General features: G+C 65.4%; 14 protein-coding genes and 1 riboswitch. Of the genes, 10 read left to right on the forward strand and 4 right to left on the reverse strand.

The features are described from left to right. Positions 1-8: 8 nt before the first annotated feature. Positions 9-1,211 carry an HD-GYP domain-containing protein gene (locus tag C1O66_RS18605; protein ID WP_102769261.1) on the reverse strand — a complete coding sequence of 401 codons (1,203 nt, stop codon included), beginning with the start codon at positions 1,209-1,211 and terminating at the stop codon, positions 9-11. Positions 1,212-1,296: 85 nt separating this feature from the next. Further along, positions 1,297-1,424: riboswitch (S-adenosyl-L-homocysteine riboswitch) on the forward strand. Between the two features lie 82 nt (positions 1,425-1,506). Between C1O66_RS18605 and metH the strand changes: the two genes are divergently transcribed. The 4 genes from metH (at position 1,507) to C1O66_RS18625 (ending at position 7,100) form a co-directional block, all read left to right on the forward strand. Then, positions 1,507-4,266 (forward strand): methionine synthase, encoded by a 2,760-nt coding sequence (metH, locus tag C1O66_RS18610; RefSeq protein ID WP_102769262.1) that lies wholly within the window; start codon positions 1,507-1,509, stop codon positions 4,264-4,266. A 162-nt stretch (positions 4,267-4,428) separates the two neighbouring features. Beyond that, complete coding sequence (locus C1O66_RS24650; protein WP_102769263.1) at positions 4,429-5,010, forward strand: glycine zipper 2TM domain-containing protein; 582 nt, start codon at positions 4,429-4,431, stop codon at positions 5,008-5,010. A 94-nt stretch (positions 5,011-5,104) separates the two neighbouring features. Further along, positions 5,105-5,452 carry a VOC family protein gene (locus tag C1O66_RS18620; protein WP_207795985.1) on the forward strand — a complete coding sequence of 116 codons (348 nt, stop codon included), beginning with the start codon at positions 5,105-5,107 and terminating at the stop codon, positions 5,450-5,452. Positions 5,453-5,729: 277 nt separating this feature from the next. After that, positions 5,730-7,100 carry a hypothetical protein gene (locus C1O66_RS18625; RefSeq protein ID WP_133155296.1) on the forward strand — a complete coding sequence of 457 codons (1,371 nt, stop codon included), beginning with the start codon at positions 5,730-5,732 and terminating at the stop codon, positions 7,098-7,100. A gap of 40 nt (positions 7,101-7,140) precedes the next feature. On the opposite strand, the gene C1O66_RS18630 is transcribed toward C1O66_RS18625, so the two are convergent. Then, positions 7,141-8,655: a YifB family Mg chelatase-like AAA ATPase gene (locus tag C1O66_RS18630; protein ID WP_102769265.1), complete on the reverse strand. Its 1,515-nt coding sequence runs from the start codon at positions 8,653-8,655 to the stop codon at positions 7,141-7,143. 344 nt (positions 8,656-8,999) lie between these two features. Between C1O66_RS18630 and C1O66_RS18635 the strand changes: the two genes are divergently transcribed. The 3 genes from C1O66_RS18635 (at position 9,000) to C1O66_RS18645 (ending at position 11,746) form a co-directional block, all read left to right on the forward strand. Next, a complete protein-coding gene (locus tag C1O66_RS18635; RefSeq protein WP_102769266.1) occupies positions 9,000-9,740 on the forward strand; it encodes a TorF family putative porin in 741 nt (246 codons plus the stop codon). 39 nt (positions 9,741-9,779) lie between these two features. Beyond that, positions 9,780-10,118 (forward strand): P-II family nitrogen regulator, encoded by a 339-nt coding sequence (glnK, locus tag C1O66_RS18640; RefSeq protein ID WP_102769267.1) that lies wholly within the window; start codon positions 9,780-9,782, stop codon positions 10,116-10,118. A gap of 71 nt (positions 10,119-10,189) precedes the next feature. Further along, positions 10,190-11,746, forward strand: coding sequence for an ammonium transporter (locus C1O66_RS18645; RefSeq protein WP_102769736.1), 1,557 nt, complete (start codon positions 10,190-10,192; stop codon positions 11,744-11,746). Positions 11,747-12,505: 759 nt separating this feature from the next. On the opposite strand, the gene C1O66_RS18650 is transcribed toward C1O66_RS18645, so the two are convergent. Next, a complete protein-coding gene (locus C1O66_RS18650) occupies positions 12,506-12,916 on the reverse strand; it encodes a response regulator transcription factor (protein ID WP_102769268.1) in 411 nt (136 codons plus the stop codon). A gap of 168 nt (positions 12,917-13,084) precedes the next feature. Between C1O66_RS18650 and gshA the strand changes: the two genes are divergently transcribed. After that, positions 13,085-14,380, forward strand: coding sequence for a glutamate--cysteine ligase (gene gshA, locus C1O66_RS18655; protein WP_102769269.1), 1,296 nt, complete (start codon positions 13,085-13,087; stop codon positions 14,378-14,380). Between the two features lie 149 nt (positions 14,381-14,529). On the opposite strand, the gene C1O66_RS18660 is transcribed toward gshA, so the two are convergent. Continuing rightward, the gene (locus tag C1O66_RS18660; protein ID WP_102769270.1) at positions 14,530-15,504 is read right to left on the reverse strand and encodes a LysR family transcriptional regulator; all 975 of its coding nucleotides are present in this window, start codon (positions 15,502-15,504) and stop codon (positions 14,530-14,532) included. A gap of 134 nt (positions 15,505-15,638) precedes the next feature. Here C1O66_RS18660 and C1O66_RS18665 point away from each other — a divergent pair, with 134 nt between their 5' ends. After that, positions 15,639-18,545 carry a TonB-dependent receptor plug domain-containing protein gene (locus tag C1O66_RS18665; RefSeq protein ID WP_165794685.1) on the forward strand — a complete coding sequence of 969 codons (2,907 nt, stop codon included), beginning with the start codon at positions 15,639-15,641 and terminating at the stop codon, positions 18,543-18,545. Positions 18,546-18,657: 112 nt separating this feature from the next. Further along, positions 18,658-20,799: a S9 family peptidase gene (locus C1O66_RS18670; protein WP_102769272.1), complete on the forward strand. Its 2,142-nt coding sequence runs from the start codon at positions 18,658-18,660 to the stop codon at positions 20,797-20,799. Positions 20,800-20,827 lie beyond the last annotated feature (28 nt).

Consider the following 20,827-nt stretch of genomic DNA (forward strand, 5'->3'; position numbering starts at 1 on the left):
CGCCCGCGTCAGCCAGCGCCTGCGAGCTTGAGCAGGCGCTCGATATTGATGTGCAGCTTGAGCTCCTGAGGCGCCAGGCTGGCGCTGATCGCCTGCGTGGCCAGGCGCGTGTCGCGCGGCACCGGTTCGCTCAAGGGGCTGCCGCTCTTGCCCAGCAGGGCGGCCACCAGGGGCTCGGTCGCGCTGTGGCCGCGTTTGAAGACGATGCCCACCTCGCCATTGGCCAGGCGCACCAGGCTGCCCGGCGGGTAGAGGCCGGTGGTCTTGATCAGGGCGGCGCCGGCTTCGTCGGGCTGCTTGAGTTCATCGAGGTAGACCGCCCGTGCGGCCGACGCGCCGGCCATGGCCGCGCGCGAGCGCCGTGGGCTTAGCCGCGCACCGAAGATGTCGATGCGGCGCAGCAGGCGCGCCAGCTGCTCGGCCGGGGCTCGCCCGGCCAGGGCACCGGGGCCGGCGTCGTGGTGCAGGCAGACGGTTTGCAGCCACAGCTCGGACCTGACCCCGAGCTTGCTCAACAAGGCCGCGCTGCGGTCGCCGTGCGAGACCAGCTCCTGCTGCTGGGCCGGGCTCGGTTGGCCGGTCTGGGCCGCCAGGCGGTCTTGCTGGTTGGTGATGCTGAGGTTCATGCTCAGGGCCGCCTGGGTCAGGGCCAGGCGCCAATCGTCCGGCCAGCCCAGCTGGCGGGCGCAGAGCTCGGCCAGGGCGAGGCAGAGCAGGGCGTGGCGGTCGCTGTAGCTTTGGAAGTTTTGGCTGGTCTCGAAGATCAGCAGCATCAGCACCGCATCGGGTTTGGCCAGCAGGCGGCGCAAGGCCTCGTTGTGCAGCTGCTGGAAGCGCGGCTTGAAATCCTCGACCCGCGGCTCGCGCAGCAGGCTGTGGGCATGCATTTGCAGATCGGCCCAGGCGGCCTGTTCGCCCAGCTCGACCTTCTGGGCCTTCTCCTGGCGGAAGTCGGCCTGCACCTTGACGATGTCGGCCAGCACCGCGCCCTGGTGCATCAAGGTGTCCATCTTGTGCGCCAGGGCGCGCTGGTACTCCTTGGTCTCATGGGCCTGAACCCAGGCGCCGCGGGCGATCAGGGCCTGCACCTGGGGCGTGTTGGGCAGGGGCTGGCCGGCGGCGAACAGCAAATGGCCCTCGGCATCGCGCAGGGCGAAGCTGAGGACCTGGCCGACACGCAGGCTGTGGGGTGGGAGCTGGATCAGTTCCAAGATGGCGGGGTGGGGTTCACAAGGAGTTGTCGGCTTTCTGGCCGCATTGCTTGAGTTCGCGGCGGGCGGGGTGCGTAAAATGCGCGGGTCCGAGGAGCGTTGCGACGGTTGCCCGCCTGATGTCTGGAATTTCAGCGAGTGTGCCGCCAGGCTCGGACAGGTGCAGCCCCGGCTTTCCCGGGGCCCGTCACCCGGCAACGACGCTCACCAATGATTCCTCTGTGTTTTCTTGTTGGAGCACGTGCGGGGCTGCGGTGAGTGACGCAGCTCTGCCTTTGCGCTGAAGGCCGCTGCCATGACCACCACCTCTCCCGCCGTTGTTGCTACTGCTGCTGCCGCACCTGCTGTTCCGCCCATGAAGCTCTCGGGCCTGGAACCCGTGCAGATCGGCGAGGGCTCGCTCTTCGTCAACGTGGGCGAGCGCACCAATGTGACCGGCTCCAAGGCCTTTGCGCGCATGATCCTCAATGGCCAGTTCGAGCAGGCCCTGGCCGTGGCGCGCCAGCAGGTGGAGAACGGCGCCCAGGTCATCGATGTGAACATGGACGAGGCCATGCTGGACAGCCAGGCGGCCATGGTGCGCTTTCTGAACCTGATCGCCGGCGAGCCCGAGATCGCCCGCGTGCCCATCATGATCGACAGCTCCAAATGGAGCGTGATCGAGGCCGGCCTCAAGTGCATCCAGGGCAAGGGCATCGTCAACTCAATCTCCATGAAGGAGGGCGAGGCCGAGTTCCGCCGCCAGGCCAAGTTGGTGCGCCGCTACGGCGCCGCGGCCGTGGTCATGGCCTTTGACGAGCAGGGCCAGGCCGACACCTTCGCCCGCAAGATCGAGATCTGCGAGCGCGCTTACAAGATCCTGGTGAACGAGGTCGGTTTTCCGCCCGAGGACATCATCTTCGACCCGAATATCTTCGCCATTGCCACCGGCATCGAAGAGCACAACAACTACGCGGTCGACTTCATTGAAGCTACGCGCTGGATCAAGCAGAACCTGCCCGGCGCCAAGGTCTCGGGCGGGGTGTCGAATGTGTCCTTCAGTTTCCGTGGCAACGACCCGGTGCGCGAGGCCATCCACACGGTCTTCCTGTACCACGCCATTCAGGCGGGCCTGGACATGGGCATCGTCAACGCCGGCATGGTGGGTGTGTACGACGACCTCGACGCCGAGCTGCGCGAGCGCGTGGAGGACGTGGTGCTGAACCGCCGCCCCGATTCCGGCGAGCGCCTGATTGAAGTGGCCGAGCGCGCCAAGGGCATGGCCATCGACGACACGGCCCGCCTGGCCTGGCGCGCTGGTGATGTGAACCAGCGCCTCAGCCATGCCCTGGTGCATGGCATCACCGATTTCATCGATGCGGATACCGAAGAAGCCTGGCAAGCCATCCAGGCCAGCGGCGGCCGGCCTCTGCATGTGATCGAAGGCCCGCTGATGGCCGGCATGAATGTGGTTGGCGATCTCTTCGGCGCCGGCAAGATGTTCCTGCCCCAGGTGGTCAAGTCGGCCCGCGTGATGAAGCAGGCGGTGGCCCATTTGCTGCCGTACATCGAGGCCGAGAAGAAGGCCTTGATCGATGCCGGCGGCGAGGCCAAACCCAAGGGCAAGATCGTCATCGCCACCGTCAAGGGCGATGTGCACGACATCGGCAAGAACATCGTCACCGTGGTCCTGCAGTGCAACAACTTCGAGGTGGTGAACATGGGCGTGATGGTGCCCTGCCAGGACATCCTTGCCCGCGCCAAGGAAGAGGGCGCCGACATCATCGGCCTGTCCGGCCTGATCACGCCCAGCCTGGAGGAAATGCAGCATGTGGCCGCCGAGATGCAGCGCGACGAGCATTTCCGCTCGCGCGGCACGCCGCTCTTGATCGGTGGCGCCACCTGCAGCCGGGTGCACACCGCCGTCAAGATCTCGCCCCATTACGAAGGCCCGGTGGTCTATGTGCCCGATGCCTCGCGCAGTGTCGGAGTCTGCAGCGATCTGCTCTCGGACGAGCGCGCCGCCAAATTCATCGCCGAGTTGCGCAGCGATTACGAACAAGTGCGCCATCTGCATGCCAACAAGAAGCAGACGCCCATGGTCAGCCTGGCCGAGGCGCGCGCCAACAAGCATGCCGTGGACTGGGCGAGTTATCGGCCGCCGGTGCCCCAGTTCATCGGCCGCCGTGTGATCCGCAACTACGACCTGGCCGATCTGGCCGAAGCCATCGACTGGGGTCCGTTCTTCCAGACCTGGGATCTGGCCGGCCCCTTCCCGGCCATCCTCAAGGACGAGATCGTCGGCAGCGAGGCGCAGCGCGTCTTCAGCGATGGCAAGCGCATGCTGGAGCGCCTGATCAAGGGACGCTGGCTGCAGGCCAATGGCGTGTTCGGCCTCTACCCCGCCGCCCAGGTCAACGACGACGACATCGAGATCTACAGCGATGAAAGCCGCAGCGAGGTGCTGATGACCTGGCACGGCCTGCGCATGCAGAGCGAGCGCCCGGTGGTGGACGGGGTCAAGCGGCCGAACCGCAGCCTGTCCGATTTCATCGCGCCCAAGGGCGCAGTGCCCGACTACATCGGCTTGTTCGCGGTGACCGCCGGCCTGGGCGTGGAGAAGAAAGAAGCCCAGTTCCTGGCCGACCACGACGACTACTCCGCCATCATGTTCAAGGCCCTGGCCGACCGCCTGGCCGAGGCCTTTGCCGAGCGCCTGCACCAGCGTGTGCGCACCGAGTTCTGGGGCTATGCCGCCGACGAGGCGCTGAGCAATGAGGCGCTGATCCAGGAGCAGTACCGCGGTATCCGCCCGGCGCCGGGCTATCCGGCCTGCCCCGACCATCTGGTCAAACGCGCCTTGTTCCAGACCCTGACGCCGGAAGAGATCGGCATGGGCCTGACCGACAGCATGGCCATGACGCCGGCCGCCAGCGTCTCGGGCTTCTACTTCGCCCACCCGGATGCGGCTTACTTCAATGTGGGCCGCATCGGCGAAGACCAGGTGGCCGATTGGGCGCAGCGCATGGCTTTGAGCAAAGAAGCGGCCGAGCGGGCCCTGGCGCCCCTGCTCTGATGACGGCGGCGGGCCGAGCGCAGAGCAGTTGCCAACGCCCGCTTACATCTTGAGCGCATCGTTCACGGACAGGGAGCGATGCGCGTGGCATTCTCAACGCATGCCCGCCGCACCTGTTTGTTTGCTTGCTTCCTTTCCTGGCGGGCGCGGAGTGATGTTGCGATGAAAGCCCCTGTTTCTTTTTCAGCCAGTCAAATCGTCGCCAGCGTTCTCGGCGCGGGCGTGTTGCTCGGTGGTGCCTATGCCGTCGGTCGCGCCCAGTCGCCAGAGGCACCGGCGCCACAAACGGTCGCCGCCGAGCCGGCCCCGCTGAAAGCGCAGCTGGCCTCGGAGAAAGCCACATCGTCTCGGGCTGAAAGCAAGGTCGTGGACGAGCCCAAGCCGGCCAAGCCGGAGGCCGCAGCCCTGTGCGCCGATTGCGCCCGCGTGCTGGCCGTGAATGAAGAGACGCGCGAAGGCAAGGCCAGCGGCCTGGGCGCCGTCGGCGGCGCCGTGATCGGCGGCCTGCTGGGCAATCAGATCGGCGGCGGCACCGGCAAGAAGATCGCCACCGTCGGCGGTGCGGTCGCCGGCGGCATGGCCGGCAATGAGATCGAGAAGCGCCAGAAGTCGCACCGGGTCTGGGTGGTGCGCGTCAAGCTCGACGATGGTCGCGTGCAGAGCTTTGTGCGCGAGAGCGATCCGCAGTTCCAGGTCGGCGATGTGCTGCGGGTCCGCAACGGCCAGTGGCAGCGGCAGCCCTGAGGCGTCAGGCCTGCGCCGCAGCGCTGCTTGCCAGCCGGTCGCGGGCGGACAAATCGGAGTCCAATCGGCTTCGCTCCTGCCCAGGAACCGCACCATGGATCACCCCGTCGGCCCCTTGCATCAGATCGCCATCACCGTGGCCGAGCTCGAACGCGCCTTGCCCTTCTACCGTGATGTGCTGGGCCTGAAGTTTCTGTTCAGCGCCGGGCCCAATCTGGCCTTTCTCAGCGACGGCTCGGTGCGCTTCATGCTGAGCACCCCGCAAGGGGCCGGGCAAGCCGGCGCCAACTCGCTCTTGTACTTTCGGGTGCCCGAGATCGATTCCAGCTACGCCGCCATCACCGGGCGCGGCGCCACCCCCGAACGCCCACCCCAGATGGCCGCCCAGATGCCGATCACCAGCTCTGGATCGCCTTTGTCCGCGGCCCGGAGGGTAATCTGATTGGATTGATGGAGGAGCGGCGGGGCTAAGTCACCCGTGGCCCCAGAGCCAGCCTTTGGGAACCAAGTGTCTTGCGAGTTCTCCGCCACGGCACTGTGGTGCGTCGTGCGTTCATCCCTGCTGGACGCGGTTGCTCAGGGCCTTGCGCATCGTCCGGGTGATTTGCTGGCTACCGCAGACCTTGGCGTTTGACCGGATCGCTCGCACTTTCCCACATGCCAGAATCGCGCCCCAGCGCTGCGTGGGCAGCGCCATCAACAGGATTCGCGAGGGGGGCATGAAGTTGAAGTCAAAGTTAAATCCAAGGACTGCGTGGGCGGTCGCTTTGTGCGCGGCGGGTTTGGTTGCGTGTGGAGGCGGCGGCGGCGGCGGTGGTGCTGATACGGGTAGCTCCACGGCAGCAACCGGAAGCACAGGTGGCTCCGCATCCACCAGCCTTGCCGGCAAGGTCACCGTCAAGGTGCCTAAGTGGCCAAAAGCATCGCAGTCGACGTGGATCGCTTATCAGGACGGTGATGGCGCCTGGAAGGTGCCAGAGAAGGTGGGCGACGATTACAGTTTTCAGGTCGACAGTGTTGACGGCCGCTACGCGGTGATCGTGGCCGTCGACGATCGGATGGAGGCGAACCCCACCGTTACTGCCTTGTACATGACGAGAAGTGAGGCGACCGAACTTGACTTGCAGAGCCTTGACGCTTGGCGAAGCGCCAAGTACGAGGTTCGTGCCGACATTCGCAACCCGACGGGCGGTGAGCGTTGCTATCTCTGGATCTCGGTCTACAGCGGCAGGGAGGCTTGCAACAGTTGGCAACCCGACCGGCACTACTTTCGTGTGAGCGATGCGCCATTTGACGCCTCGCTGTCGCGATTTGATGCCGAAGGTGTCGCGAATATGTATGTCTATCTGCGCGATCAGAAGGCAGCATCGGCCATGAGCCTGAGTCTCGACATGGCCCAGGCGACCCCGTTGGTGGCTTCACAGCGCATTGACCTACCCGCAGGTGATGTGCGCACGGGGGAAGCGCTGAGTTACTCCATCTCTTGGCGCGCGGCGCAAGGTGCTGTGGCTTTGAATCGCTCGGCCACCTCTCCCGCCTATGCCGTGCTGCCCGCAAATGGGAACTTGCCGAGCGGCGTCTACGCAGCTTGGGCTTCTGCGGTCTTGAAACAAGGGCAGACGACCTCCACCCGCCAAGCCGGCTATCGGTCTTTGTCTGGCCTGGGGCAAACAGTGCAATTGCCTGCGTCGGTGAGCCCGATTGCCTTGAGTATGCTGCCTGGCAGTTCACCGATACGGCCGGTGTTGAAGTGGTCGCCCATGGCGGGCAGTCTGGCAAGTTCGGTGCGCGCTGACAACTATGAAGATGTCAACACTCGTGGCGTGGGACCGTCCTTGTCTTGGGATTTCCTATTCAGTTCTGGCTGGATCAGAAAGCAAAAGACCGTTGAGTACACCACACCTGATTTGAGCGGCTTGGGCTGGAACCCGAACTGGTCGTTCCGCCCAGGGACCCAGCTGACGGTTTCGTACTCAGAGGACGGGGACAGCGCGCCAGAGGCCAACTGGTACAGCGGCGCGGCTCGTATCAAGAATGTTGAGAGCAAAGGATGGAGCTCCAGGGTTGAGACCTTGGTGAATTTGCCTTGATGTGATGCATGCCCGGCGCAACTGCGGCGGGTCTGCCGCCTCAAGGCGTAGCCAGCCCGCGCCGGTACTGAATCGCCTCGCTGAGATGCTGCACCTCGATGCTCGCGCTGCCCGCCAGGTCGGCCACCGTGCGGGCCACGCGAAGCACGCGGTGGTGGCTGCGGGCGCTCCAGGACAGGCGTTGCGCGGCTTTGATTAAAAAGGCCTGGGCGGCGGGCTCGAGCGCGACATGCGAGTCGACTTGGGCGGCGCTGAGCGCGGCATTGCTGCAGCCTTGGCGTTCCAGAGCCCGCAGGCGAGCGCGGGCGACGCGTTCGGCCACCACGGCGCTGGCTTCGCCATCGGCGGCGCTGTGCAGCAGCTCGGGCGGCTGCACCGGCACCTCGACCAGCAGGTCCAGCCGATCCAGGAAGGGGCCGCTGAGGCGCGACTGATAACGTGCAATCTGATCGGGTGCGCAGCGGCAGGCACGCAGCGGGCTGCCATGGTTGCCGCAGGGGCAGGGGTTCATGGCAGCGACCAGCTGGAAGCGGGCCGGGAACTCTGCCTGGCGCGCGGCGCGCGAGATCAGGATGCGGCCGGTTTCCATCGGTTCACGCAGGGCTTCCAGGGCCGAGCGGTTGAACTCGGGCAGTTCATCGAGAAACAAAACGCCATGCTGGGCGAGTGAGATTTCGCCCGGCCGCGGCGGTGAGCCACCGCCGACCAGGGCCACGGCCGAGGCGCTGTGGTGCGGGTTGCGCATCACGCGCTGGCGCCAGCGCTCGGGCTGAAACTGGCCGGCCAGGCTGAGCACGGCGGCCGATTCCAGGGCCTCGTCTTCGTTCATCGGCGGCAGCAGGCCGCACAGGCGCTGGGCCAGCATGGATTTGCCCGTGCCCGGCGGCCCCACCATCAAGAGGCTCAGGCCGCCAGCCGCGGCGATCTCGAGCGCGCGCTTGGCGCCGGCCTGGCCCTTGATGTCGCGCAGATCGGGCGCCGCCGTGATCGGCTGGGCCGGCAGCAGCGCGCGAGCGCGGGGCAGCAGGCTGTCGCTGCCGGGGCGCAAAGCCTCAACCAGATCAAGCAGATGCCGCGCCGCATGCACCGGCACGCCCTCGACCAGGGCCGCCTCGGCCGCGCTGGCCTCGGGCAGCAGCAGGCGCCTGCTGCTGCCTTCGCGCCGCAGCGCCAGGCTCATGGCCAGGGCGCCACGCACCGGACGCAGCTCGCCGCCCAGAGACAGCTCACCGGCGCATTCCAGCCGCTCCAGCTGCTGTGCATCGATCTGCTCGCTGGCCGCCAGCAGGCCCAGGGCGATGGGCAGGTCGAAGCGGCCGCCTTCCTTGGGCAGCTCCGCCGGCGCCAAATTCACCGTGATTCTTTTGTTGTGGGGAAAAGCGAGCCCGCTGTTTTGCAGGGCCGCGCGTACGCGTTCGCGCGATTCCTTGACCTCGGTTTCGGCCAGGCCGACCAAGGTGAAGGAGGGCAGGCCGTTGGCCAGATGCACCTCCACGCTGACCGGTGCGGCGGTCAGCCCGTCCAGGGCGCGGCTGTGGACAACGGCCAGAGACATGGTCTTCTTGCTCTCCCTTGCAGGTGCCGGGCGGGCCGGGTCGGGCCCGCCGGCTGGCTTGATTGTGCCCGCCGGCCCGAGCTTTCAGGCACACAAAGCGTGCCTTGCACCAAGAGAGTGCGCTTGGGCTGGTGCTCGGTCTCGGTCCTGCGAGCAATTGGTGCATGGGCCTCGGTGTTTGCCCTGGACAAAGGATCTGCCGCCGCCCGCCTGAAAGCTGGCACGGAAGCTGCGATGCCAAAGCCAAGTGCCCACAAGTGCCCGCAATGGCCCCGGCTTTCTCGTCTCCCCGTCTTTCACGGCTTTTGTTTGTCCTTTTTGAATCAACCTTCCAGGAGTTCCGCATGAAGACAACACCGTTTGCTTTGGCCACGACCTTTGCCCTGGTTCTGGGCACCTTGCTGCCCCTGGCGGCACAGGCCGAAGAGGCTGCCAGCCCGCTGAGCTTCAATGCCAGCGTCACCACCGATTACCGCTACCGCGGTATTTCGCAAAGCCGCCTGAAGCCCGCTCTGCAAGGCGGCGCGGACTATGTGGCTGCCAACGGCTTCTACATCGGCACCTGGGCCTCCACCATCAAGTGGATCAAGGACGCACCCTACAACGGCGGCGCTTCGGTGGAGATCGATGTGTACGGTGGCTACAAGACCGAGGTGGCACCGGGCCTGACCCTCGATGTGGGCGCGCTGACCTACATCTACTCGGGCAATGACCTGAACCCCAGCGCCAACACCACCGAGGTCTACGGCGCCCTGAGCTACGGCGTCTTCACCGCCAAGTATTCGCACAGCACCACCAATCTCTTCGGCACCGCCAACAGCAAAGGCAGCGGCTACCTGGACCTGAGCGCCACGCTGGATCTGGGCGAGGGCTTCAGCCTGGTGCCGCATCTGGGCCGCCAGAAGGTCAAGAACAACCCGGCCGGTTCCTACGCCGATTACGCGGTGACCCTGAACAAGGACTACGCCGGCATCAGCTTCGGCGCCACCTTGATCAACACCAACACGGACGCCTACGTCGGTGGCCCGTCGTCCAAGAACCTGGGCAAGAGCGGCTTTGTGCTCTCGGCCAAGAAGACCTTCTGATCTGCTCGGATCGAACTCAAGACTTCGGAGACTCTCCTCATGAAACTCATCACCGCCATCATCAAACCCTTCAAGCTCGACGAGGTGCGCGAAGCCCTGAGCGCCATCGGCGTGCAAGGCCTGACTGTCACCGAGGTCAAGGGCTTCGGTCGCCAGAAAGGCCACACCGAGCTCTACCGCGGCGCCGAGTACGTGGTGGACTTCCTGCCCAAGGTGAAGGTCGAGGCCGCCGTGGCCGACGCCGTGGTGGAGCAGGTGATCGAGGCCATCGAGGGCGCCGCCCGCACCGGCAAGATCGGTGACGGCAAGATTTTTGTCTCTCCGCTGGACCAGGTGGTGCGCATCCGCACCGGCGAAACCGGTCAAGACGCGCTCTGAACCCGCCCGAGCGCAACTCAACAAGACGCCAGCCAGGCACACCCAAAATCCGTAGGAGATCTGCAATGATCATCAAGAAACTTCTCGCCACCTTGGCCCTGGCCGCCGCGGTGCTCGCACCGGCTGCCTGGGCGCAAGACGGCGCAGCCTCGGCCCCGGCTGCGGTGGCCACCGCAGCGGCGCCCGACGCCAGCGCGCCCGCCGCCGTCGCGCCGGTCGCACCTGCCCCAGAAGCCTCGGCCGCAGCGCCGGCCAGCGCCGCCCCGGCCGATGCGGCCTCGGCCCCGGTGCTGGTGCCCAACAAGGGCGACACCACCTGGATGATGCTGTCCACCCTGCTGGTCATCCTGATGACCGTGCCCGGCCTGGCCCTGTTCTACGGCGGCCTGGTGCGCAGCAAGAACATGCTGTCGGTGCTGATGCAGGTGATGGTGGCCTTCTCCATGATCGTGGTGCTGTGGGTGATCTACGGCTACAGCTTCGCCTTCACCGAGGGCAATGCCTTCATCGGCGGCACCGACCGGCTGATGCTCAAGGGCGTCTGGGACAACGCGGCCGGCACCTTTGCCAACGCGGCCACTTTCAGCAAGGGCGTGGTCATCCCGGAGATCGTGTTCGCAGCCTTCCAGGCCACCTTCGCCGGCATCACCGCCTGCCTGATCATTGGCGCCTTTGCCGAACGCATCAAGTTCAGCGCCGCCCTGGCTTTCCTGGCTCTGTGGTTCACCTTCAGCTACCTGCCGGTGGCGCACATGGTTTGGTTCTGGATGGGCCCGGACGCCTACACCGCTGCAGGTGTGGTCGATGAAATGAACGGCAAGGCCGGTCTGCTCTGGCAATGGGGCGCGCTGGACTTCGCCGGCGGCACCGTGGTTCACATCAATGCCGCCGTGGCCGGCCTGGTCGGCGCCTTCATGGTGGGCAAGCGCATCGGTTACGGCAAAGAGGCCTTCACCCCGCACAGCCTGACCCTTACCATGGTCGGCGCCTCGCTGCTGTGGGTGGGTTGGTTCGGCTTCAACGCCGGCTCGGCGCTGGAAGCCAACGGCTTCGCCGCCCTGGCCTTCATCAACACCCTGGTGGCCACCGCCGCTGCGGTGCTGTCCTGGTCCATCGGTGAAGCGCTGCACAAGGGCAAGGCTTCGATGCTGGGCGCGGCCTCCGGCGCCGTGGCCGGCCTGGTGGCCATCACCCCGGCCGCTGGCAATGTGGGTGTCGGCGGTGCGCTGATCATCGGCGTGATCGCGGGCTTCGCCTGCCTCTGGGGCGTGTCGGGTCTAAAGAAGCTGCTAGGCGCGGACGACTCGCTCGATGTCTTCGGCGTGCACGGCGTGGGCGGCATCGTCGGTGCCCTGCTGACCGGTGTTTTCAACTCGCCCAATTTGGGCGGCCCCAGCCTGGTCGCTGACTGGGTGACGGTCAGCATGGTGACGGCCGATGCCTACACCATCGCCGGCCAGGTGCTGACGCAGGCCAAGGCTGTGGGCGTGACCGTGATCTGGTCGGCTGTGGTCTCGGTGGTCGCCTACAAGCTGGTGGACCTGGTCATCGGCCTGCGCGTCAGCGAAGAAGACGAACGCCAAGGTCTGGACATCAGCTCGCATGGCGAGACGGCGTACCACAAATGATTTTCTAGGACGGGCTGTGCAGGGGTTTGATCACTGCGCGGTACCGGATTGAGAACAAGCCGCCCGATCCTTGGATCGGGCGGCTTTTTTTTTGTGTGGCGAGGGAGGCTGCAGACGGCACATTGCGGACTTCCGCCGTCTTGATGGATCTTTCTCGCTGCGGTGGCTCGGCCCGCCGCCGGGCTCATGGTTCGCGGGTCGGCTCTTTGAGCCGACTCCCCTCGGTGCTCACTGCGCGGCTCAGCGTCGCCAAACTCCCTCCGTTCGCTGCGCTCACTGTGGTCAAACAGTGGCGCCGAGTCAGAACTTGAAGCGCGTGAGTACACGCGCCTGAGCCGCTCCGCTGCGCCCTCGGCCGCGCACAATTCGCCCATCGGCGGGCCGAGCCACCTCCGGATTCGGCGTGCTCCACCGTTGATGAGGCACATCGACCGCGATGCAAGCGCCCTGCAGCCCGTGCCGCTGCCGGGCGATTTGTGAAGGGCCGAGCAGCACAGCGCCTCGGGGCGCGCGCGGTCACGCGCGCTTCAATTTCTGACTTGGCGCTTCTGTCTGAACGAAGCGAACGCAGGGAGCGGAGTGAGTTATGCGCCAGCCCCGAGGCGCGAGCAGCGCAGGGAAGTCGGCCCGCCAGGGCCGACCCCGGAACCATGAGCCCGGTGGCGGCGCGGGCTGCAGGGCCTCACGAGCAAAACCAAAGACAACTTCGTGCCGAATCCGGTCCTGCGTCCGACCTGAGCGCTGCTGAAGCCCGGGACCTCACGGTCCTGGATCGGGCGGGGCGCTTTGCTGTTGGCGCTTCTTGATCAGCACCTCGGTCAGTTCCAGCAGTTTGGCGGGGCTGAAGGGTTTGGCGAGGAAGAAGTTGGCACCGGCTTCGAGGGCGCGAGTCTTGGTGGCTTGGCCGGCGTCGGCGGTGAGCATGACGATCAGGGCCTGGGCGAGCTTGGGGTCGGCGCGCATCTGGCGGCAGACCTCCACCCCATCGATACCACCGGGCATCATCACATCGAGGTAGACCAGGTCCGGCTGCATGGTGCGGGCCAGGTCCAGGGCCAGGCTGCCATTGGGCGCTTCGTAGAGCTGGTGGCCAGTGTCCTCCAGGGCCCAGCGGATCAGTCGGCGGATGTCGGCTTGGTCCTCGACGATCAGAATCTTGGCTTTCTTCATCGCGCGGGCGGAATCCTCGGCTGTGTCACCGACAAGCATATCGCCTGCCGGAAACTTTTCCCGTGCAGGACTTGGCATTGGCGCCACTGTCCCCACATGCTCCCTCCTAGAATCGAAACGCTCGCCCCTGAACCGCCGCATTTCCGGCCCGACCCGAGACCCTCGCACATGGTTCCCCACCTCACCACCGCGCTGACCGGCCCCATCAACGAATTGGAGCAGCGCATCCTGGAATCCATGCCCGCCATCGAGCGCTGGTTCCGCCTGGAATGGATGGAGCACACGCCGCCGTTTTACACCTCGGTGGATTTGCGCAACGCCGGCTTCAAGCTGGCACCGGTGGACACCAATCTGTTTCCCGGTGGCTTCAACAACCTGACGGCGGACATGCTGCCGCTGTCGGTGCAGGCCGCCATGGCCGCGATCGAGAAGATCTGCCCCGAGGCCAAGAACCTCTTGCTGATCCCCGAGAACCACACCCGCAACACCTTCTATCTGAGCAATGTCGCCACGCTCAAACGCATCTTCACGCAAGCCGGCTTGAATGTGCGCCTGGGCACGCTGGACCCGGATGTGACCGAGCCCACCGCGCTGAACCTTGCCGATGGCTCCAGCTTGACGGTGGAGCCCCTGGTGCGCAACCGCGGGCGCCTGGGCCTCAAGGATTTCGATCCCTGCACCATCTTGCTCAACAACGACCTGTCCGCCGGCGTGCCGCGCGTGCTGGAGCATCTGCATGAGCAGTATCTGCTGCCGCCCCTGCATGCGGGTTGGGCGCTGCGCCGCAAGAGCCAGCACTTCAAGGCGTATGAAGAAGTGGCCAAGAAGTTCAGCAAGCTGCTGGGCATGGACCCCTGGTTGATCCATCCCATGTCGGTGCCGGTCGAAGGCGTGGACTTCAGCGAAGGCCAGGGCCTGGAAGCCCTGCAGGCGCAGGTTGACCTGGTGCTCAGCAAGACGCGCAAGAAGTACAAGGAATACGGCATCAACGAGAAGCCCTTCGCGGTGATCAAGCCCGATGCCGGCACCTACGGCATGGGCGTGATGACGGTGCGCGATGCCAAGGAACTGGTCGACCTGAACCGCCGCAGCCGCAACAAGATGAGTGTCATCAAGGACGGCCAGGAAGTGCACCAGGTGCTGGTGCAAGAGGGCGTGGTCACGCACGAGCGCGTCAACGACGCGGTGGCCGAGCCGGTGGTCTACATGATGGACCGCTACGTGGTGGGCGGTTTCTACCGCATCCATGCCGACCGCGGCGCCGACGAAAACCTCAACGCCCCGGGCTCCAGCTTTGTGCCCCTGGCCTTTGCTCAGAGCTCGCAGCTGCCGCGCCCGGGCGAGAAGCCCGGCGCCAGCGCTCCGAACCGCTTCTACATGTATGGCGTGATCGCCCGCCTGGCCATGCTGGCGGCGAGCTATGAGCTGGAGCTCACCGACCCCGAAGCCGAGGTCTACGCTTGAACGTTTTTTACTGCGCGCCTGCCATGCGTCGTTGGTCCGGTGCTCGGAATCCTCACGTACAGGAAGTACGTTCCGGTTCCTGTGCTCCGTCCGCCTAGCCTGCCAGGCGCTCGCTACAAAAACGAGGCGCTTCGAGTAGGTGTGGTGTTTCAGCCGAGCTTCTGGCTGGCCTCCAGCATCAGCTGCTTGAACCGCTCCACCACCTCGCTCTGCGGCTCGCGCAGATGCCAGAGGGTCAGGTCGGCCAGACCCAGATCAGCCTCCAGGGGCAGGATCTTGGCGATGCCATTCTGCGCCGCCAGCTTGGCCACATGCTGGGGCAGCAGGGCCAGGATGGGCATGCGCTTGAGCAGGCTCAGGGTCAGCATGACATCGCCGGTTTCCACCAGATTGGTGGGCAGGGTTTGGCCCATGTCATGCCAGAGCCGATCTTGCAGGCTGCGCGAGCGGGTGCCGGGCAGGGGCCAGATCCAAGCCTGCTGATTGAGTGTGTCCCAGCCCAGCTTGTGGCTGGTCTTGGCCAGTGGGTGCACGGTGCTGATGGCCGCCACCTCGGGCTGGGCGATCAGGCACAGGGGCTCCAGATCGGGCGGCGCCTCATGCGGGCGGATGCGCGCCACCACGAGATCGAGCCGGCCTTCACGCAGCTCGTTGATCAGCCCGGTCAGGGCATGGGTGCGCACGCTCAGGGTGATGTGGGGGAACTCCAGCTTCATCGCTGCCATCGCGTCCGGCAGCACCTGGGGCAGGGCGGCATTGGTGGCGCCGATCAGCAATTCACCCGAGGCACCGCGCACGATGGAGGCAATGTCGCCGCCGCCTCGATGCAGGTCGGCATCAAGTTTTTTGGCCAGCTGGATCAGCCGTTCGCCCAGTGCTGTGGCGCGCAAGCTGCGTCCGCGGCGCACGAACAGGGTTTGTCCTAGGCCTTGCTCGATTTCGCTCAGCGCCTTGCTGACCGCGGGTTGGGTGACATGCAGGGCATCGGCCGCTGCGCCCAGGCTTCCCGCCTCAGAAAGCGCTTGCAGCACCCGCAAATGACGCAGGCTCAGGCGCTTGCGAACAAAGCTGTCAGCGGCTTCAGGGGCAGAGGGAAGGGCCTTGGGCACGCTGGAGATAACCATTTTTTCACTTTAACAAACCTTTACTCATGTCGATTTTGTGACGCGCTTCTATGGTTGGCGTGAGCCCTGACGCCAGGCCGCCAAAGCCTGGTGCCAAGCCACCCATCCCATCAAAAAACCGTTGGAGAGTCTTCGTGCAACAGCAGCGTCATCACCTCATTGCCCTGGCCGTTTTCAGTTTGGCCGCGTCCGTTCAAGCCCAAAGCTCTGCCACAGCAAGCGCGCCTGTGGCCTCGACTGAAAAGCTGGAGCGCATTGAAGTGACGGGCTCGTCGATCAAGCGGGTTGATAAGGAAACCGCCTCGCCAGTTCAAATCCTGAGTGCTGAAGACATTGCGCGATCGGGTGCCTCCAGCGTCGCCGACCTGATGCGTTTGCTGCCTGCCGTGACAGGTGGCGGCCAGGTGGATTCGACGTCCACCAGTTTTTCTGAAGGCGTGGCGACTGTCTCCATGCGCGGCTTGGGTTCCGCGTCGACGCTGACCTTGATCAACGGCCGCCGCATGGCTGCCACGGCAACCGCCAATCCCAACGCCGGGCAGTCGACGCTTTACAACCTGAACAACATCCCCTTGGCCGCGATCGAGCGGGTTGAGGTGCTCAAAGATGGCGCCTCGGCTGTCTATGGCTCGGATGCCATCGCAGGCGTGGTCAATTTCATCCTGAAGAAGGAGTACCAGGGCCTGGAAGGCAAGCTGAGCACTTCGGGTGCCACGTCCGGAGGGTTCACGTCCTCCACCGCCAGCTTGTTTGGTGGTTTTGGGGATCTGGTGCAGCAGCGATTCAACGTGATGGTTGGGCTGGACCTGTCCCGCCGCGGTGAAACCCCTGTCAGCCGTTTGGATGGCATTTCGTACGAGGAGTGGCAACTCGCTTCGACCTCGGCCACCACAGGCTTGCCGGGTGACATCTATCGTCCGGACAGCGCCATCACATTCGCCCCCAACTTCTGGCGGGAAACCGGGGTCGGGACCGGCGCATACAACACCACGACGCCTCTCGTGCCCAAGTCTTGCCCGGCCCCTTCTCAGCTCAGCACCACGATTCTGGCCAACGGGGCGCCAGCCTGCGCCATGGACACCAGCATCTACGAGCGCTTCACTGATCCGTCCAAGAGCGCCAAGCTGTTTGCTCGCGGCAACTTCTGGATTTCCGAGGACCTCAGCGCTTCGGTCGAAGCCGCTTTCTCTCGGATCGAAAACTCATACGTCAGCTCATCGGGCTTCGCCACCTTGGGTTCGGGCCTGAGCGAATGGTTCGATCCCAAGGGCAACCGCCGTACCTTCCGCCATGTGATGGCGGCCAATCACCCGGACAACCCTTTGTTCCAGGCTGATCCGAACAACAAGCTGCGCGTGCTGACCAGTGCGCGGCTGGGCGACATTCCGCGCGACAGCCGCGTGAATCAAGACGATGTGCGTTTGGTGCTGGACCTCAGTGGCAGCCACTTCGGCTGGGATTGGAACGGCGGAGGCCTGTACAACAAGTCCAAGCGGGAGGAGGTGGAAACCGGCATGATCCATTCGCTGAAGGCTCAGGCTGCTTTGGACAAGTACCGCTTTGGCGGACAAAACAGCCCGGAGCTACTGGCTCAGATCAGCCCGACATCGACCAACACTGGCGAGACCAAAGTTTCGATCCTGAACTTCAAGGGCAGCCGTGAGATCGGGCGCCTGGCTGGTGGCATGGCAGGCCTGGCCTTGGGTCTGGAACATCGTCGCGAGAGCATTTCCATGATCCCCGATGCCGACCTGGATGCCGGCAACTTTGTCGGCCGGGGCGGCTCCAAGGCGAATGGTTCCCGTCAGGTCTCGTCGGCCTTTGCCGAGGTTGTGGCCCCGGTTCTTCAGTCTCTGTCCTTGGAAGCGGCCGTTCGTGTCGACAAGTACAGCGACTTTGGCAACTCGACGACACCGAAGCTGGGTTTCAAGTGGACGCCCATGAAGACCTTCGCCGTCCGCGGTACGGCGGCTTCGGGTTTTCGTGCGCCCAGCTTGAGTCAGATGTCCGAGTCTTCGGTCACGAGCTTCCAGTCCATCGGAACCTGGCGTGACGCGTTGCGCTGCCCGCTGGGCACTGATGGCCTGCCTGCCAAGATTCCTGGCGCTACCGGCTATGACTCCCAACTGGCAAATGAATGCAATCGCAATGCGAGCAGCGGCAACTCGCGCACGATTGCGGCCTTTATTGTGGCCAACCCGGCACTTCGCCCCGAGACATCACGCAGCTACACACTCGGTTTGGTGTTCGCTCCGTTCGATTCTCTCAACGGCACCTTTGATGTGTACCAGATCACTCGCAAGAACGAGGTGGATCGCCTGAGTTCCAGCGATGTGCTGCAGCGACTGTATGAAAACGGTGATCTCAGCTACGCCAACGATGTGATCCGCAGCGCCGATTCAACGACGGCCTTGAAAGATGCGCAAGGCAAGGTCATTCCCGGAACCGAGCGCATTGCCCTCGTCAAGCGCAAGTACCTGAATCTGGGTCAAACCCAGGTGCGAGGCGCCGATCTTGAGCTGACACATCGAGCCACGTTCGAGAACGGCGGGCGCTTGAATTCGAGCTTGTTCCTGGGCTATGTGCACAGCTATCGTTTCCAGCGGGACAAGGGTCTGCCGATGGTCGACATCAACGATTCCATGGCTGATGATCTGCCGAAGTACAAGGCGCGCGTCAACGCCAGCTACAAGCTGGACAAAGTGACGGTCACGGCCGCTGTGAACTATCTCCACAGCATGGGTCTGCCGCGCTACAACACCCTGACGGGCGTGCGTGACACCTGCAACCCAAGCTACGCAGCAAGTGCCAATCAGATGGCAGCCCTGGGTGGTGATTGCCGTGTCGCTTCCTTGACGACGCTGGACCTGGGCATGGGCGTGCAGCTGACGAAGGGCTTGAACGTGCGGGCCACGGTGCTCAATGTGTTCGACAAGAAGGCGCCTTACTCGCCCACCTTTGACCTGTATGGTTGGGACAAAGGTCAGCACAGCGCTGCGGGGCAGAGCCTTTCGCTGAGCGCGAGCTACAGCTTCAAGTAAACCGACCTTCGATCGACCTGTCGATCAGTCCCGAACGCGGCTGTGGCCGCGTCGGTTTCAGGGGCGCTGCGCAGGCAGCCGCCCCTTTTTCTATTGTTGAGGGTCTTGAGCCATGGGGCTGCATTTCAAAACCCGGTCTTGTTTCGCCGCTTTGCTGTGGTTGGCCTTGGGCTGTCTGGCCCCGGCCACGGCCCGACCCTTGTTGCCGCCGCCCGGCCTGCAGGCCGATGGGCTGCCAGCCTTGGAGCGTGTGCAGGCAGCGACCCGCGCCGAGGCGCCGGTGCTGCGCTTTCTCGGCTGGCACCCGCAGCGGCGCGAGATGCTGGTGCTGGCCAGCGCCGGCGGCAGCCAGCAGTTGCACCGGCTGGCCGAGCCCGGCGCGCGCCCGCAGCCGCTGACCGGCGGCCGCGAGCGGGTGGACAGCGCGCAGTGGGAGCCGCAGCGCGGCGAGTACCTGGTGTTCAGCCGCGATCGTGGGGGCGATGAGGCCTTCCGGCTCTACCGCCTGCAGCCCACCGATTCCAGGCGGGACGCACTCGCCGAGCCTCTGGCGCTGACGCCAGACGGCGCGCGCGTCAGCGCTTTTCAGTTCCTGCCGCAAGGGCAGGGCTTGGTCTATGTGCTGGACCCGCTCGATGGCCGCCGCAGCCCGGCGCCGAAGGCGAGTGTGGACGCCGAGGGTGATGAGGTGTCGGAGTCGACCCCCTCGCCGTCGGCGCAACCCAGCAGCGCCCGCAGCCAGCTGTTCTGGATGGACCCGCTGCGGCCCGAGAGCGCGCGCCTGCTCGGCGACAGCGTCGGTGGCCGCTACACCGATCTGCGCGTCAGCACCGCCGGCACGGTGGTGGCCCTGCACACCCGCCAGGGGCGCAGCCAGACCCTGCGCTTCGATCTGGAAGCCGCCGTCCCGCCCGGCGGCCAGGCCCTGGGCGCCCCTGGCGGCGCCGAGCTGCGCGAAGACGATGTGCTCTTGCAGCGCCAGGCTTTGGGTGGCGACTTTCGCCAGCTGGTGCTGTTGCGTCTGAACAGCGGCCAGCGCCAGGCGGTGAAGCTGCCCGCCTTGGCCGGCGATCTGGAAGCCCTGGCCGTGCCGCCGCCGGGCAGCGCCATGCCTCTGGCCCTGGTGCACAACCAGGCGGGCGTGTCGGTGCTGCGTCTGGCGCGGCCGGGCAGCGAGCCGCCGCTGCAGCGGATGGCGGCCGAGCTGCCGGCCGGCGTGATTCAGGGCCCGCAGTGGCACCCGCGCCTGCCCTTGCTGGCTTTCAACCACAGCTCTGCGAGCAGCCCGGGGCGCATCCTCAGCTGGTCGCAGGAGGACGCTGGCGTGCAGGCCTGGTCGGGCCGCGAGGCCGAACCAGAGGCCGGGGTGTGGTTGCCCGAATACGCCCCGCTGCGCTGGCAGAGCTTTGACGGCCTGGAGATCAGTGGCCTGCACGTCGCACCGCCGCCTCAATTCAAAGGCCCGCGGCCGGTGCTGATCAGCATCCATGGCGGTCCCAGCTCGCAGGCGCGGCCCACGCACCTGTCGGGCAGCCTGCGCTACCTGGTCGAGACCCTGGGCATGCACCTGATCCTGCCCAATGTGCGGGGCTCCGAGGGCTTTGGCCAGCGCTTTCTCAAGCTCGACAACGGCCGCCAGCGTGAGGATGCCGTGCGTGACATCAGCGCCTTGCTGGACCTGATCGCCGCCCGGCCCGAGATGGATGCGCGGCGCGTCATCGTCTCGGGCGGCAGCTATGGCGGCTATATGTCGCTGGCGGTGGCCACGCGCGAGTCGGCCCGCATTGCCGGCAGCATCTGCCGCGTCGGCATCGCCAACTTCGTCTCTTTTCTCGAGAACACCGAGAGCTATCGGCGCGACAACCGCCGCGCCGAGTACGGCGACGAGCGCGACCCGGATATGCGCGCTTTTCTGCAGCGCATCTCGCCCTTGAGCCGAGCGGCGGCGGTGCGCAAGCCGCTGTTCATCATCCACGGCCGCAACGATCCGCGCGTGCCCTACGGCGAGGCCACGCAGATGGTGGCGGCGGTGCGGGCGGCCGGCACCCCGGTCTGGTTCCTGACGGCCGAGGATGAGGGCCACAGCTTCAGCCGGGCCGAGAACCGCGACTATCTGTTCAGCGCCACCGTGGCCTTTGTGCAGCAGGCGCTGGCGGCGGTGCCGCCTGATGCCGAGCCCGATGCCCAGTCTGTGGCAGCCGATGCCGATGTTTCATCACCTTTGACGCAGCGCAGCAAAGCAGGCGCAAAATAGCGCTTTTGGCTCGCCAGCGCCGCACGCG

Source organism: Paucibacter aquatile (assembly GCF_002885975.1).
In the GTDB taxonomy this organism is placed as follows: Bacteria; Pseudomonadota; Gammaproteobacteria; order Burkholderiales; family Burkholderiaceae_C; genus Paucibacter_A; species Paucibacter_A aquatilis.